This window comes from Rhodoligotrophos sp. CJ14 (assembly GCF_038811545.1).
In the GTDB taxonomy this organism is placed as follows: domain Bacteria; phylum Pseudomonadota; class Alphaproteobacteria; order Rhizobiales; family Im1; genus Rhodoligotrophos; species Rhodoligotrophos ferricapiens.
Genome location: NZ_CP133319.1, coordinates 3,686,155 through 3,701,153, shown reverse-complemented (window position 1 = coordinate 3,701,153; position 14,999 = coordinate 3,686,155). Strand labels below are relative to the sequence as shown.

Sequence of the window (14,999 nt, the reverse complement as noted above, 5' to 3'; positions counted from 1 at the left end):
AGTAGCAAATGGCACGGCGTGAAGAAAAGGCAGCAGCGACCCGCGAGGCCATCCTCAAGGCGGCGATGCGGGTGGTGGGCCGGCATGGTTACGGGAAGGCCAGCATTGCGCGGATCGCTGAGGAGGCCGGCGTCGCTCATGGCCTGATCTATGTCTATTTCAAAAACCAGCAGGACCTTTTCGATCAGCTGCTCCCCTATGTGGGCGAAGTGATGCTGCGCCATATTGCCGACCAGATCGCCGAGACAGAACACCTCGCCGACCGTGAACGGCGCGGCCTGAACGCCAATTTCGAATTCATGCAGAAGAACCCGGCGATGCATCGCATCTTCAATGAAGCGGCATTCTTTGCGCAACCAGTCCATCAAGCCTTTTTGAGACGCATGGCCAGCGGTTACACGCGCTCGCTGAAGCGCAGTTACGACACCGGTGAGCTCAAAGGGTTTGGCGAGGATGAGCTGGAGGTGCTCGCCTATATGATGATCGGCGCGCGCGAGTTCCTGCTCGAGCGCTACGCTGTGCGCGACGGGCTGATCAACGACCTCCCCGAGCCGGTCAAATGTACCTATCTCAAGGCGTTCATCCGCTGCTTCGGGCTGGATGAGAACGAGGTCGAAAACGGCGAGCCAAAGACCGCAGATCGTAATCCGAAGCAAAGGGTCGGAACATCCTGAGCCTCGACGGGCTCGAGGCCGCATCCGACCCAAAAGGGGGGTGGGGAAATGCCGTGCAGCGAAAGCAACCCTTGTGAGCGCAAAGACGCCGACCTTCGCTATACGATCCCGCAGCTGATGAAGGCGCGGGCTCAGCTCTTTCCGACCCGGCTTGCTCTCTCTGCCCAGAGCGGTGCAGGCCGGGACCGCCTCACCTATAGGCAGCTCGCCCAGCGCATGGATGCCATGGCGCAGGAACTTGCAGCTCTCGGTTTAACACGGGGCGAGCGCATCGGTGTCTTCCTGACCAATGATCATGGGCGTGAATGCATCCTCACGGCATTGGGCGCGTTCGCGCTGGGGGCGGTGGTCGTGCCGTTCAATACACGGGCCTCCGACGATGAACTCACCCATGCGATCACCTTGACCAGCCCCCGCATGATCGTCACCGATAGCAGGTCACGCACGCGAATGGGTCAGCTCGCGCCGAGCGCAAGGCTGCTCGTGGTCGATGCGGATGGTGCGGGTGCGGGTGACGCGCCTTGGCCCGAACCCGAGCAACAGGGTTCAGGGGCTGAGCTCTCCTATGCCGATGATCCGGACACGCTTGCCTGCCTGCATTTCACCTCCGGCACCACGGCCCGTTCCAAGGCCGTGATGCACAGCCATAGAACGATGATCGCCGCCGGGCTTTGCTGCGGGAGCGCGCTCGGCCTTACGGCGGATGATCTCTATCAGGGGGCATTCCCCTTCTTCACCAGCTCGGCCCTCAATATCGCGTGCATGTCGTGCTGGGTGCAGGGCGCGGGGCTGATCCTCGAGGGTCATCTCGACAATGAGCGACGGCTGCGGCTCATCGAGACGGAGGCCACGAGCTTCTATCACGGGGTGCCGTCGGTCCTGAACTTCATGCTGCAAGAATATACCAAGGGCGGATATGACCTGCGGAGCCTCAGGCGGGTGGCCAATGGCGGCGCGGCAATGCCGATCGAGCTGATGCGGCGTATCGGCGAGGCCTGGCCCTGGGTTGATCAGGTCCAGATCTATGGGCTGACGGAAAGCGGCCCCAGTGGAACCGTGCTTGGACCTGCGGATCTGGAGCGCAAGGCGGGTTCGGTGGGCCACGCGATGCCCTACACAGAGATCGCGGTGGTGAACGAGCGGGGCGAGCCGCTGCCCCCGGGTGAAACGGGCGAAATTGCCATCACCGGGCCGGCGGTCGCCATGGGTTATTACGAGAATGCAGAGGCCACGGCGATGGCCTTTTCAGGCCGGCGCGTGCTTACGGGCGATGTGGGCAGGCTCGATGAGGATGGCTTCCTGTTCTTCGGTGATCGCAAGAAGGATGTGATCAATCGCGGCGGGCTCAAGATCGCGTCGGTGGCGGTGGAGAGCGTGCTTTACACACATCCGGCGGTGCGTGAAGCTGCGGTGGTCGCGGTGCCGCACCCCAATCTCGGCGAGGATGTCGCGGCCTGCGTGGTGCTCGTGCCGGGTCAAGCCGTAGACAAGGAGGTGCTCGCGCGCCATTGTGCAGCCCAGCTTGCGGATTATGCCGTGCCACGGCGCTGGCTTTTTCTGGAGGCGCTGCCGAAGAACCCGATGGGCAAGGTGCTGAAGACAGAGCTGCGGGCGAAAATGGCCAGCGAAACAGTTTGAGAGCAAGCAGCGGAGTGTAAGCCGAGGCAAGCGAGGCTAACTCTCAATCCAGATCAGTCTGGAGGATTGGAGATGACGCTCCTCGATATCAGGGAAAAGCCGCAGGATCAGACGGTTCCCACCGAGCAGGATCCGCGCTGGCAGGCGGTCGTCAACCGGGATGCGCGGTTTGACGGGCAATTCGTGTATGCGGTGAAGACAACAGGGGTCTATTGCCGGCCGAGCTGTGCTGCCAGGCTTGCGAAGCCCAAGAACGTCTCCTTCTTTGACAATGGATCAGAGGCTGCCGCTGCAGGGTTTCGGCCCTGCCGGCGCTGCCGGCCCGATGAGCCATCCCGGGCAGAGCAGAACGCCGCCATCGTGGCGGAGGCCTGCCGCAGGATAGAGCAAGCGGACGAAGCACCGCGGCTTGAGCAGCTCGCGGCGGCCGCCGGCATGAGCCCGTTCCATTTTCACCGGGTGTTCAAGGGCGAAACCGGCATCACGCCGCGGGCCTATGCGGCGGCCCATCGCGCCAGCCGTATCCGTGAGGCCCTCACCCGGCCGGAGGACAGCGTAACATCGGCGATTTATGACGCCGGCTTCGGCTCGAACAGCCGGTTCTACGAGACATCAAATGACGTGCTGGGAATGACGCCGACCGCGTTCCGAAAGGGCGGTGACAAAACGAGCATCAGTTTTGCCATCGGTGAGTGCTCGCTCGGCTCCATACTCGTCGCGCGCAGCGAGAGGGGCATCTGCGCCATTCACCTTGGGGACGACCCAGATGACCTCCTGCGGATGCTGCAGGACCAGTTCCCCAATGCCGAGCTGCTCGGCGGTGATGGAGGGTTCGAAACGCTGGTCGCGGAGGTCGTCGGCTTCGTAGAGGCGCCGCAGATCGGGCTCAAGCTGCCGCTGGACATCCGGGGCACGGTTTTCCAGCAACGGGTGTGGGAGGCACTACGCCAGATCCCGCCCGGCAAGATGGCGAGCTATGCGGAGATCGCCCGACGGATCGGCGCGCCAAAATCGGTGCGAGCGGTGGCGCGGGCCTGCGCGTCCAATACGATCGCGGTCGCCATCCCCTGCCATCGGGTGGTCAGGACCGACGGCGCCCTGTCGGGGTATCGCTGGGGTGTCGAGCGCAAACGGGCGCTGCTGGCCCGCGAGGTGAAGCTATGAGCGGCCTGGCGCGCAAACTGGCCGTTGATGGCGCCCCCTCGGCAGCGGAGCGGGTGGCAGGGCTGTCTTGGCCGGGACTAGCAGCCGAGCTCGATGGTTTTGGCTGCGCCATCATCGAGCAGCTGCTTGCGCCCGACGAATGTGACGGCATTGCCGGGCTCTATGACGACGAAGCGCATTTCCGCAGCCATGTCATCATGGCGCGGCATGGCTTCGGGCGCGGCGAATATCGCTATTTCGGCTACCCCCTGCCTGACCTCATCAGGGACCTGCGTGCTGCGCTCTACCCGCCGTTGGCGGTGATCGCCAATGGCTGGAACGAGCGAATGGGCATTGCCACCCGCTATCCCGAACGGCATGAGGACCTGCTGGCGGCCTGCCATGCGGCGGGGCAAACCAGGCCGACGCCATTGCTGCTGCGCTACAGGCCAGGCGATTACAATTGCCTGCACCAGGATCTCTATGGCGAGCTTGCCTTCCCGCTCCAGGTGGCAATCCTGCTGTCTCAGCCGGATGATGATTTCACGGGTGGCGAGTTCGTGCTGACCGAGCAACGGCCACGGATGCAAAGCCGGGCGGAGGTCGTGCCGCTCAGGAAAGGCGATGCCGTGATTTTCGCGGTCCATCACCGGCCCGTGCGCGGCAGCAAGGGCGACTACCGCGTCAATCTCCGGCACGGGGTGAGCCGGCTGCGCTCCGGTCAGCGGCATACGGTGGGCATCATCTTCCATGATGCCCGCTGAGCACCCGTTCAGTGTCACGCACCGCCGATCGGGGTCGTCACCTTGCCGGTGCCGCCGCATTCCGGGCAGGGCTTGCCGTCGATCATGCCGCTGCCGGAGCAGTGGCGGCAGATATTCTCGCCGGAGCCCGGTGTGCCGGGTGGCACGCTGTCGACATTTTCCGATTGAACGCCAGAGCCACCGGCGCTCGCCTGTTCCAAGCTGCGGCGCGCACGCGCGACCTCCGCTTCATCGACGGCAACGGGCCTGCTTGAGTCATCCGGCAGGCCCGGGCCCGTCTGGCTGATCGTCTCGTTGCGAGGCCTGTCGTTCAGGCCAGTGCTGATCTTCGCTTTCTCGTCCATTGGCATTCACCCATCGTTTCGGGGTGAACGCCGGTCGAGCCAGATGGTCGCGAAAAGAAGATCCCCAACCGGATCAGTCCTCAATGGTACCCAGCACCGCCAGGCAGTCGCCGGCCTTAACCAGGCCGGGGAAGTGGCGCGCGACGAGAATACCGTCGAGCTTGGCCTGATATTCGGCAGGCGCAAGCCCAGTGCGCCCGATGGGATAGACGCGCGCAAGCACATCGCCCTTGCGAACTGGCTCACCCAGGTCGATGCAGGTCTCAATCAGCCCGTCCGCCTCGGCAAAGAGGAAGCAGTCGTCAGAGGGCATATCGATGAAGCGCGTGGGGGCTTTCTCGATGGGGCCGCCGAGGATGCCGGCATGGCGCAGAACATTGCGCACGCCCCGCTTGGCGATGCGCGCCGTTTCGGCCCTGGCCGTGCCACCACCGCCCAGCTCGGTGGTGACGAAGACCTTGCCCAGTGTCTCGGCGGTGGTGTCGTACATACCCACTGCGTCGATCTCGAGCATGCGGACCGAATAGGGCGCGGAGAATGCCTCGACAGCCGCAAAGCAGCGGGCCTCCTGTTCCTTGTCCGGCAGAATGTGGGCGGCGGCGAATGGCACGAAGTCGAGTGTCTTGCCGCCGGAGTGGAAATCCAGCACCAGGTCTGCCAGAGGGAGCAGGTTGCGGGTGAAATAATCAGCGATCTTCTGGGTCACCGTGCCATCCGGCCGGCCGGGGAAGGAGCGGTTGAGATTGCCACGGTCAATCGGCGATGTTCTGGTACCGGCGCAGAAGGCGGGGTAGTTCATGGCCGGGACGATGATCACGCGACCGGTGATCTCCTCGGGCTTGAGGCTGCGGGCGAGATCGAACAAGGCGATCGGGCCTTCATATTCGTCGCCGTGATTGGCGCCGGTGAGAAGCGCGGTTGGCCCCTCGCCGTTGCAGATCGTGGTGATGGGGATCATCACCGAGCCCCATGCTGAGTCGTCCCGGCTATAGGGCAAGCGCAGGAACCCGTGCTGCACGCCGTCACGCTCGAAATCGACGGTGGGATGGATCGGTGAGGGTGGCAGAGCATTGATCATGTTCATCGGCGACCCACTCACCCCTTCACGAAGAGCTCACGCGGGACATTGGCGAGGCATTCAACGCCGCTATCGGTGATCGCGATGCTTTCGGTGATCTCAAGGCCCATGTCTTCGAGCCACAGGCCGGTCATGAAATGGAAGGTCATGCCGCGCTTTAGCTCGGTGCGATCGCCCGGGCGCAGGCTCATGGTGTGCTCACCCCAATCGGGCGGATAGCTGAGACCGATCGAGTAGCCGGTGCGGTTGTCCTTCACGATGCCGTATTTCTTCAACACGGCGAAGAAGGCATTGGCGATATCCTCGCAGGTATTGCCCGGTCGCGCCGCATCGAGGCCAGCATTCATGCCCTCCAGCACCGCCTTTTCGGCATCGAGAAAGGCTTGGGTGGGCTTGCCCAGGAACACAGTGCGCGACAAGGGGCAGTGATAGCGCTTATAGCAGCCGGCGATCTCGAAGAACGTGCCCTCCCCCGATTTCATCGGCGCATCGTCCCAGGTGAGGTGCGGGGCCGACGCATCGATGCCGGAGGGAAGCAAGGGCACGATCGCCGGGTAGTCACCGCCGAAATCTGCGACGCCGCGGATGCCCGCATCAAAGATCTCGGCCACGAGATCGCATTTGCGCATACCGGGCTCGACCGTCTCGATAATCCGCTGGTGCATGACCTCGACGATGCGGGCGGCCTTGCGCATGTAATCGAGCTCCTGAGGGCTCTTCACCGCTCGCTGCCAGTTCACGAGAGCATTGGCATCGACGAAGCGGGCATTGGGCAGATGGTGCACCAAGGAGGCATGGGCTGCCGCGGAGTACCAATAGTTGTCCATCTCGACGCCGATCGCTCCCCGCCCCCAGCCGCGATCCTCGATGATGGATGCGAGATGGTCCATGGGGTGGCGTTCTGTCGACTGAACGTAGTGGTCGGGATACCAGAGGATGTTGTCATGGGCGAGATAGGCGGTGCGCTTGGCGCCATTCGCATCCTGTTTGCGCCCGTACCAGATGGGCTCGCCATCGGGCGGCACCAGCACGCATTGGTGCACATAGAAGGACCAGCCGTCATAGCCGGTGAGCCAGGCCATGTTGGAGGGATCGGAGACGATCAGCAGGTCGATGCCGCGCTCGGCCATGGCCTTGCGGGTCTTGGCAAGCCGCTCGGCATATTCGGCACGCGTGAAGTTTAGCTGTGCTTGGGTCATGGTTGTTCTCGCAAAATGAGATCAGCTGTCGAACGGCACGCCGGCATTCGCGGCCTTGGCTCGGGCGTTGGCGAGCGTGGCAATGGCGGTATCCTGCACGCCAGTGCCGGTGAGGTCGCAAATCGTGATCGCCTGCGGGGAGGACCGCCCGGGCGCCTTACCGGCAATGATGGCGCCCAGCTCGGGGAAGACGGCATCCGGGGCGATCATGCCGGCCGCGACGGCGTGATGCAGCTCACCGAGACGGCGGACTTGCGAGAGGCTATCGGCCACATAAAGGTCGGCCCGCTCGATGAGGTCGGGCGCGAGTTCGTTCTTGTGTTCGCTATCGGAGCCCATGGCGGTGATGTGCTGGCCTGGGCTTACTTCAGCCGCGCCGAGCAAGGGCTCGGTGGCCGGCGTGGTGGTGACGATGATATCGGCCTCGGCCACCGCCGTCTGGACGGACGGCATAGCTGTCACCCTAATGCCGAGCTTATCTGCCAGCTCGCCTGCCGCAGCCTTGGCCCGCTCGGGGTTGCGAGCCCAGATCCGCGCTTCGCGGATGGGCCGCACCAGCGCCAAGGCTTCGAGTTGCAGGCGCGCCTGCATGCCGGCGCCCAGTATCGCCGCCTTCGATGCGTCGGGCCGTGACAGATGCTTGGCGGCAACCGCACCGGCCGCGGCGGTGCGGACATCCGTCAGATAGCCATTGTCGAGGAGCAGCGCTTCCACGAGACCGGTGCGGGCACTGAACAGCACCATGAGGCCGTTGAGGCTGGGGAGCCCGAGCTTCGGGTTATCGAAAAAGCCCGGACTGATCTTGATGGCAAAACCATCAAGCCCTGGCACATAGGCAGTCTTTACATCCACCTCGCCGCGATGTTCGGGGATGTCGAGCCGGAGGATCGGCGGCATGGCAACCGGCTTGGTGGCCAGGGCGAGGAATGCCTGCTCAACACAGGCCACCGCTTCGTGATCCAGGGACACGATGCGGCGCAGCTCCGCTTCGGTGAGCACGGTCATGCGCGGCATTAGGCTGTCCTTTCCTGGTTGGCAGAACCGGCTGGCCACTTGCCGGAAATGATGCGGAGATGAAGGTCCATGTCGATGTTGCGGCCGGAGAGCAGCGCCACGGTCGGTCCGCGCAATTCGACTTTCCCGGCGAGCAAGGCGCCGATGCCGACTGCGCCTGATCCTTCAATGATCTCGCGCTCCTCGCGATAGGCATGAGTGATCCCGGCGGCAATCTCGTCCTCGCTCAGCAGCACGGTGCCATCGAGCAGCTCGCGCGCCATCGGAAAGGTGTGACGGTTGGCAAGGCCAATGCCGCCGCCGAGCGAGTCCGCCAGGGATTCTTCCTCCTCGACCAGAACCGGCTTGCCGGCGGTGAGGCTTGCATGCATGGCGGCGCCTTTCGCCATCGACACACCGATCACCCGCGTTCCCGGCTTGAGAGCCTTCACCGCGCGAGCGATGCCGGCCGCAAGACCGCCGCCCGATAGGGGGACAAGCACGAGCTCGATATCGGGAACGTCTTCCACGATCTCAAGGCCGAGGGTGCCCTGCCCCGCGATAATCGCAGCATCATCGAAGGGCGGCACCATGGTCATGCCCTCTTCCGCAACCAGGCGATCGACCTCGAGCTGAGCCTCGTCCTGGGAGCTGCCAATGATGCGGACTTCAGCACCCAATGTGCGGATGCCCTCAACCTTATTCGAGGGCACCAGCTTCGACATGCAGATGATACAGCGTATGCCTTCCGCCTTAGCCGCATAGGCAAGCCCGCGGCCATGATTGCCGGTGGAAACGGCGACCACCCCGTGCGCCTTGGCCTCTGGCGATAGCGACATCAGCGCGTTGGTGGCGCCGCGCAGCTTGAAGCTGCCGGTGATCTGGCGGTGCTCCATCTTGAGGAACACCGGCACCCCTGCGCGGGCGGAAAGGCTGGGGGAAGGCATCGTGGCCGTGTGCAGCACCTTTCCAGCGATTTGGTCGCGGGCCGCCTCAATATCCGTCAGCGAGACGAGCTCTGATGACATCATCAAACCTCACGCGGCGATGCGGGTGGGGAGCGCCATTAGGCTTCCCCATTGGGGACGTGGCGTATCGACCCCACATAAGCGCAGGCACTGCCAGGCCGTGGCAAGATTGCTGGTCACCACCGGCCGCCCGATCGCGCGCTCGATCTCCGGAACGATTGCCGCCGAGCGCAGGGCCGTACAGGAAATGAACAGCGCTTCGGCATCATCGGCCATAGCGGCGATGGCGGCTTCTACAAGGGATGCCGGCTTTATTCGCGCCATCTCGCGATCATCCTCGAAGCCGAGACAGGTGAAGCGCGCAATATCGAGTCCGTGGTCCGTGAAATAGGCGGCCATGGGCGTACTGGTCTCAACCGTATAGGGGGTGAGGATGCTCATGCGCCTGGCACCAAGGGCGTGCAGACCCGCAACGGCGGCAAGCGGCGGTGTGACCACCGGTATGCCCGGCTTTGCGGATTGAATGGCCGCTTCAACCTCGGCATCGCCAATCACCACGGAGGCGGAGGTGCAGGAGAAGCAGATCGCATCCAGTGTCTCGTCCGGCAGAATGAGCGCTGCCCCTTCACTCAACCTGGGCTGCATGCGGTGCAGATTGTCCGGGGTGGTCGGGTTGGCGTAGGCGATCCGGGCTGTATAGACAGCGAGGTCTTCGCCGGCGACCATGCGGCGGAAATCCTGCTCCGTCGTGTGGTCGGTGGCGAGCACGATCAGCCCGATGCGGCGCGGCACCGCACGGGGATCAAGCTCCGGGACGAGGGCGGCACGTTCGATGGTCATGGGACTCATGGGAGGCTCCTTCAGTCGAGCCGTCCGAAGCGGCGCTCGAGCAAGCGCAGCAAGAAGACGGAGATGAGGCTGATGACGAGAAAGAAGGCACCGACCAATGTCATCGGCTCGAGATAGCGGTAGTTGTAGTTGGCGACGCTGCGCGCCTGGTTCATGAGCTCCAGCACCGTGACGGCCGAAAGCAGCGGCGTTTCCTTAAACATGGCGACGAGATAATTGGCCAGAGCCGGGATCATCGGTGGTATGGCCTGGGGTAGTATTACATGGATCCAGCTTTGGACGGGGCTGAGATTGCAGGCCTTTGCCGCTTCCCACTGGCCGCGAGGCACGTTGTCTATACCGGCCCGGTAGACCTCGGCCGTATAGGTGCCATAGTGCAGGCCAAGACCGATGACGCCGGCAACCAACGGGGCGAGCGTGATCCCGAGATCCGGCAGGATGTAGAAGAGGAAATAGAGCTGCACGAGCAACGGCGTGCCGCGAATGAATTCCACAATGAAGGATGCGGGCCGCGACACCAGCGGGTTGCGCGAGCGCCGGATGATCGCAAAAGCCAAGCCCACCACAGCCGCGACCGCCGCGCCCAGGAGGGTCGCGAGGATGGTGATCTTCACCCCCTCGAAGAGGGTGGGCAGGATCTCGCGGACGAAGGCCCAGTCCCAATCCATGGCCGCCTCAGGTCCGAACGCCGTCGAGGCCGCGGGTGAGCCTTCGCTCCAACCCGCGCACCCCGAAGGAGATGATGGACGCAAAGATGAAGTAGATCACCAGGATGGTCATAAACGGCACCATGGTGTTGCCGGTCTGGGCGCGCACCACCTGGGCCTGAAAGGTGAGGTCCGCGAGCGAGATCAGCGAGACCACCGCGGTTGCCTTGAGGAGCTCTATGGCATTGTTGCCGAAAGTGGGCAGCATGATGATGAATGCTTGCGGGATGATGACCTGACGCAGCGCCTGCCAGCGGGTGAGATTGAGCGCGATACAGGCCTCATATTGCTCACGGCCGATGGACTGGACCGCGCCGCGGACCACCTCGGCCCCATAGGCACCCACATTCAACCCGAGCGCCAGGACGCCCGCCTCGAGGGGCGTCAAGCTCAGGCCGAAGAGCGGCAGCACGAAATAGACCCAGAACAGCTGAACGAAGATCGAGGTGCCGCGGAAGAACTCGATATAGACGGTCGCCAGCGCGCGCAGGATCCACCACCGGGACAGGCGCCCCAGCCCTGCGATGAAAGCCATGACGAGGGCCAGAATCGAACCGAGCACCGTCAGCTCGACAGTCACCCAGGCCCCTTCGAGGATCAGGGGGAGATAGTCGAACCATTGGCTCATGGCGGTGCTGTGAGGCTCCGTGCGAAAGCGGCGTTACGGGCAAGCGACGCTGTGCATGGCCGGGGGCCAAAGCGGTCCGGCCATGCGCCCATCACTCGTCAGTTGGAGGCCATGCAGAGCTTCTCGCGGCTCGTCTCCATGGCGGCCTTGGCAGAGAAACCATAGGGCTCGATGATCTTGGCAAACTCGCCGGACTTCTTTAGTTCCGCCAGGACCTTGTCGAAGGCATCACGCAATTCGGTCTCGTCCTTGCGGAAGGCGGCGCCATCACAATACACGGGCGTGTTCTGCACCGGTGCGACCACCTCGAGGTTGGAATCGTTTGCCTTCTGGATCAGGTCGTTGATGGACAGAACGGGAAGCGAATAGGCATCGATGCGGCCATCCTGCAGCATCTTGATGCCGCTTTGGCCATCAGGCACCACGATCACGCGGTCACGCGGCACGCCCGCCTCGAGCGCCAGCCGCTCCTCAGTGCCGCCACCGGGGGCGCCGATCTTCGCGTTCGGGTTCTTGGCGATATCCGCATAGCTCTGGAGCTTCAGCGGATTGCCCTTCTTCACCGCCATGGCTTCGGCATCGCACAGAATCGGCTCGGAATAAGCGACGGCGCGGCAACGCTCGGGCTTCATGAAAAGACCAGCGGTCACCACATCGAAGCGCTTGGCCTGCAGGCCCGGGATCATGGCACCGTATTCCGAAACGGACGCAACCACATCGTCAACGCCAAGCTTCTTGAAAATAGCGCGGGCGACGTCGGGCGCCGCGCCGGAGACGGAGCCATCGGGCTTGACCGCGGTGAAGGGTGGCTCATTGGCTATGGCGATGCGGGCAAAGCCCTGCTCGCGCAAGCGCTCCAGCGATTCCTGCGCGAGCACAGACGTGCCGGTGGCAAGGGTCACTGCGAATATCGCACAGGCTGCAAGGGCTGCAGTGCCGCGTTTGCCATGCGTGTTTGTGATCTTGATCATGACGGTCTCCCTCGGTCTTTGCTAGGGCGGCTTCTTCGTTGTTGGTTAGACGCGCTGGCCGGCAGCGATGATCTTCTTCAAGAAGGCTTGCGTCCGCTCGTTACGCGGACGGGTGAAGATATCGTCGGGCGGCCCTTCCTCGATGATCGATCCTCTGTCGAAGAACAGCACCCGGTCGGCGAAGTCGTGGGCGAAGCCCATCTCGTGAGTGACCAGCAGCATGGTCATGTCGGTCTCTGCGGCAAGCTTGCGCATGACGTTCAGAACCTCCTCGACCAGTTCGGGATCGAGGGCCGAGGTCACCTCATCGAACAGCATGATCTTGGGCCGCAGCGCCAAGGCGCGCGCTATGGCGACACGCTGCTTCTGCCCGCCGGAAAGCTGCGCGGGCATGGCGTCCGCTTTATCGGCCATGCCGACCATTTCGAGGAGGCGCATGGCTTCCTTTTCGGCCTCGGCGCGTTTGACGCCTTGGGTCAGCACGGGCGCAAGCGTGATGTTGTCGCGAACGCTCTTGTGCGGAAACAAATTGAATAGCTGGAACACCATGCCAAGCTTAGTGCGCATCTTGTGCAAATGGCGCTCATCCGCCGGCACCGGCGCGCCGTTCCGCTGCATATGAAAGAGGTAGTCGCCATCGACCTTGATGAAGCCACTGTCGATGGTCTCCAAGGTCATGAGGATGCGGAGGATCGTGGTCTTGCCGGAACCGGAAGGCCCGATCAGCGCGATCTTCTCTCCGGCATTCACCGTGAAGGAGAGATCTCTCAGGCAGGTGAAGCTGCCAAAGCTCTTGCTGATCTGCTGGACTTCGATGATCGGAGCCAACGCGCCGTCTCCCTGCCGGGCGAACAATGATGCCACGATGGGAGAGGCTTAAAATCATGTCAATTGGAAAATTAAATCATATCAATCTAGAAAATCCTGGTCAGACGACGAGAAGCGCCGGCTCCGGATCACTGCGCAGGAGGTGAGCGAGCCGCTCAAGGCCCGGCCGCAATTCCGCCTCGCTGGTCGAGCCGATGGACACGCGGATCGCGTTCCGATGAACGGCCGGCGGGATGAAAAACGAGGCACCGGGTGCGACCGCCACGCCGTGCAGCCGGGCATGGGCGACGAATTGCGCCTCGTCGTGGCCCTTTAGGGGCACCCAAAGGTGCAGGGCATTGGGGTGGGAGCGGTAGGGAATGTCGGTAAAGACCTCCCGAGCCATCGCGTGGCGGCGCCGCAGCGCCTCGCGTTGCCAAAGCATCAGCTCCATGGCGGTGCCATTCTCGACCCAGCGGGTGGCGAGTTCGGCAAGCAGCGCCGTCGCCATCCAGTTCGTCACGAGATGGCGGTTTGCTGCGGATGGCACCAAGCGATCCGGAACCACCAGATATCCAATCCGCAGGCCGGGAACGACGCATTTGGTGAAGCTCGTGACATAGAGCGTGTTGTCAGGCGCAAGGGCAGCCAATGGCGGCGGCTTATCCTCGACCAGGGGTCCCAGCACATCATTTTCGATGATCGCGAGACGGTGTCGTTGCGCCACCGCGACCAGGGCTCGGCGGCGCGCCTCACCCATCAGGGAAGCGGTAGGATTGATGACGCTCGGCTGGACGAAAACGGCGCGAATATCGCCCTGGCGGCAGGCCGCCTCGAGCGCATCGGGGATGATGCCTTCGGCATCTATCTCGATGCCGCAGAGTTTCAGGCCGAGATAAGAAGCAAGCGGAACCAGCGTGTGGTGACCAACCTGCTCTGTGGCAATCGTGGCCCCGGTGGGCGCGGTGGTCATGAGCGCGATGGTCATGGCGGCAGTTGCGCCATTGGTGAGGCTGATATTGCCCGAGGAGACATTGGGCAGACCGCAGGCTCTCAGCCATTGCACCGCAATCGCGCGGTGGCGGGGAAAGACTACATTCGGCCGGAAAGACAGGATGGCGCTGGCCGGCACCGTTTCAGACAAGTCCCGCAGCGCCGCCTTCATGCGATCCAAATGGATCTGGTCGCCGGCAGGCTTTAGGATCGACAAGTCGATCACCTCGCCCAGGCGCTCCGGCAGATAAGGGGGATCCGGTTCCCGGCGAGGCGGACGCACAAAGGTGCCACGCCCGATCTCGCCCGAGAGCAGCCCGCGCCGAATCAATTCCTCATAGGCACGCGAAACGGTCTGCGTGGAAAGCTGCAGATCTTCCGCAAGATGACGCTGGGTCGGCAGCCGAGTTCCCGCTTCCAGCTTGCCTTCCACGATCGCCCTTGCAATCTGATCAGCGAGGGAGAGATAAGCGGGCCTGCGAAGGGCCGTCGGATCGGGGCGCCACATTGTCATGAAACATTGAATGCCTAAAATCAGTGCAATTGACAACGGGAAAAGCCGGCCTCTATCGTCGCTCAGCAAGCTTGGACGGTCTTCATGGCATCCGTAAAGCTCGATGCGATCGATTTGCGCATTCTGAGCGAAATACAGAAAGATGGGCGCATCACCAAGATCGCGCTGGCAGAGCGTGTCGGCCTTTCGGCGACGCCATGCTGGATGCGGCTCAAGCGGCTTGAAGCGGCCGGCCTCATCTGCGGCTATCACGCGCGGATCGCATTGAAGCTCATTGCACCCTTCGCGCTGGTCTTCATGGAAGTCACGCTGGGCGCGCATCGGCAATCGGATTTCGATCGGTTCGAGCGTGCGATCAAGGACGTCCCTGAAGTGATCAGCTGCTGGTCGGTGGGTGGCGGGCTTGACTATCTTCTCAAGGTGCTGGCGCCCGATATCGATGCTTATCAGCGCCTGGTCGATGAGCTCCTGGCCCGTGACATCGGGATTGACCGCTATTTCACCTATATCGTCACGAAGGTGGTCAAGGACGAGCCGGTGCTACCGCTGGAGACATTGCTGGACGGGTGATCTAAACGCCGGGATCACCAGACTCTTCAAGCGCTTGCTTGACGTTTTCCCGCAAACCGGTGTCCACATCGCTCGACGATGCTCTAGAGACTTTCTCTTCGGAGCAGGCAGGGGTGCGACAGGATTGTCTAATCCTCCCCCTGCAAATGGTCCCATTTT

Annotated in this window: 16 protein-coding genes; 5 read left to right on the top strand and 11 right to left on the bottom strand. The window is 63.0% G+C overall.

Features of this window, described 5'->3' with window-relative positions:
* Positions 1-8 precede the first annotated feature (8 nt).
* The 4 genes from RCF49_RS17340 (at position 9) to RCF49_RS17325 (ending at position 4,219) form a co-directional block, all read left to right on the top strand.
* Positions 9-674, top strand: a complete 666-nt coding sequence (locus RCF49_RS17340; RefSeq protein ID WP_342641034.1) for a TetR/AcrR family transcriptional regulator — start codon at positions 9-11, stop codon at positions 672-674.
* A gap of 48 nt (positions 675-722) precedes the next feature.
* Positions 723-2,312, top strand: coding sequence for a class I adenylate-forming enzyme family protein (locus RCF49_RS17335; RefSeq protein ID WP_342641033.1), 1,590 nt, complete (start codon positions 723-725; stop codon positions 2,310-2,312).
* Positions 2,313-2,384: 72 nt separating this feature from the next.
* Positions 2,385-3,476, top strand: a complete 1,092-nt coding sequence (gene ada, locus RCF49_RS17330; RefSeq protein WP_342641032.1) for a bifunctional DNA-binding transcriptional regulator/O6-methylguanine-DNA methyltransferase Ada — start codon at positions 2,385-2,387, stop codon at positions 3,474-3,476.
* Positions 3,473-4,219: a 2OG-Fe(II) oxygenase gene (locus tag RCF49_RS17325; RefSeq protein ID WP_342641031.1), complete on the top strand. Its 747-nt coding sequence runs from the start codon at positions 3,473-3,475 to the stop codon at positions 4,217-4,219. Before ada ends, RCF49_RS17325 begins: the two co-directional genes overlap by 4 nt.
* A gap of 14 nt (positions 4,220-4,233) precedes the next feature.
* Here the strand turns inward: RCF49_RS17325 and RCF49_RS17320 are convergent, their stop codons facing one another.
* The 11 genes from RCF49_RS17320 to RCF49_RS17270 all read right to left on the bottom strand — a co-directional run bounded on the left by RCF49_RS17320 (position 4,234) and on the right by RCF49_RS17270 (position 14,270).
* On the bottom strand, positions 4,234-4,419 hold the full coding sequence (locus RCF49_RS17320; RefSeq protein ID WP_342644230.1) for a hypothetical protein: 186 nt from the start codon (positions 4,417-4,419) through the stop codon (positions 4,234-4,236).
* 217 nt (positions 4,420-4,636) lie between these two features.
* A complete protein-coding gene (doeB, locus tag RCF49_RS17315) occupies positions 4,637-5,641 on the bottom strand; it encodes a N(2)-acetyl-L-2,4-diaminobutanoate deacetylase DoeB (protein WP_342644229.1) in 1,005 nt (334 codons plus the stop codon).
* Between the two features lie 17 nt (positions 5,642-5,658).
* Positions 5,659-6,840: an ectoine hydrolase DoeA gene (doeA, locus tag RCF49_RS17310; RefSeq protein ID WP_342641030.1), complete on the bottom strand. Its 1,182-nt coding sequence runs from the start codon at positions 6,838-6,840 to the stop codon at positions 5,659-5,661.
* A gap of 21 nt (positions 6,841-6,861) precedes the next feature.
* Positions 6,862-7,854: an ectoine utilization protein EutC gene (gene eutC / locus RCF49_RS17305; RefSeq protein WP_342641029.1), complete on the bottom strand. Its 993-nt coding sequence runs from the start codon at positions 7,852-7,854 to the stop codon at positions 6,862-6,864.
* The gene (eutB, locus tag RCF49_RS17300; RefSeq protein WP_342641028.1) at positions 7,854-8,864 is read right to left on the bottom strand and encodes a hydroxyectoine utilization dehydratase EutB; all 1,011 of its coding nucleotides are present in this window, start codon (positions 8,862-8,864) and stop codon (positions 7,854-7,856) included. Before eutB ends, eutC begins: the two co-directional genes overlap by 1 nt.
* A gap of 6 nt (positions 8,865-8,870) precedes the next feature.
* On the bottom strand, positions 8,871-9,641 hold the full coding sequence (gene eutA / locus RCF49_RS17295) for an ectoine utilization protein EutA (protein ID WP_432807412.1): 771 nt from the start codon (positions 9,639-9,641) through the stop codon (positions 8,871-8,873).
* Positions 9,642-9,661: 20 nt separating this feature from the next.
* Complete coding sequence (gene ehuD, locus RCF49_RS17290; RefSeq protein ID WP_342641026.1) at positions 9,662-10,318, bottom strand: ectoine/hydroxyectoine ABC transporter permease subunit EhuD; 657 nt, start codon at positions 10,316-10,318, stop codon at positions 9,662-9,664.
* A 7-nt stretch (positions 10,319-10,325) separates the two neighbouring features.
* On the bottom strand, positions 10,326-10,985 hold the full coding sequence (gene ehuC, locus RCF49_RS17285; protein WP_342641025.1) for an ectoine/hydroxyectoine ABC transporter permease subunit EhuC: 660 nt from the start codon (positions 10,983-10,985) through the stop codon (positions 10,326-10,328).
* A gap of 98 nt (positions 10,986-11,083) precedes the next feature.
* Positions 11,084-11,956, bottom strand: coding sequence for an ectoine/hydroxyectoine ABC transporter substrate-binding protein EhuB (ehuB, locus tag RCF49_RS17280; protein ID WP_342641024.1), 873 nt, complete (start codon positions 11,954-11,956; stop codon positions 11,084-11,086).
* A 45-nt stretch (positions 11,957-12,001) separates the two neighbouring features.
* A complete protein-coding gene (gene ehuA, locus RCF49_RS17275; protein ID WP_342641023.1) occupies positions 12,002-12,784 on the bottom strand; it encodes an ectoine/hydroxyectoine ABC transporter ATP-binding protein EhuA in 783 nt (260 codons plus the stop codon).
* Positions 12,785-12,884: 100 nt separating this feature from the next.
* Positions 12,885-14,270 carry a PLP-dependent aminotransferase family protein gene (locus tag RCF49_RS17270; protein WP_342641022.1) on the bottom strand — a complete coding sequence of 462 codons (1,386 nt, stop codon included), beginning with the start codon at positions 14,268-14,270 and terminating at the stop codon, positions 12,885-12,887.
* A gap of 84 nt (positions 14,271-14,354) precedes the next feature.
* Here RCF49_RS17270 and RCF49_RS17265 point away from each other — a divergent pair, with 84 nt between their 5' ends.
* Positions 14,355-14,840, top strand: coding sequence for an Lrp/AsnC family transcriptional regulator (locus RCF49_RS17265; RefSeq protein ID WP_342641021.1), 486 nt, complete (start codon positions 14,355-14,357; stop codon positions 14,838-14,840).
* The last annotated feature ends 159 nt before the right edge of the window (positions 14,841-14,999 follow it).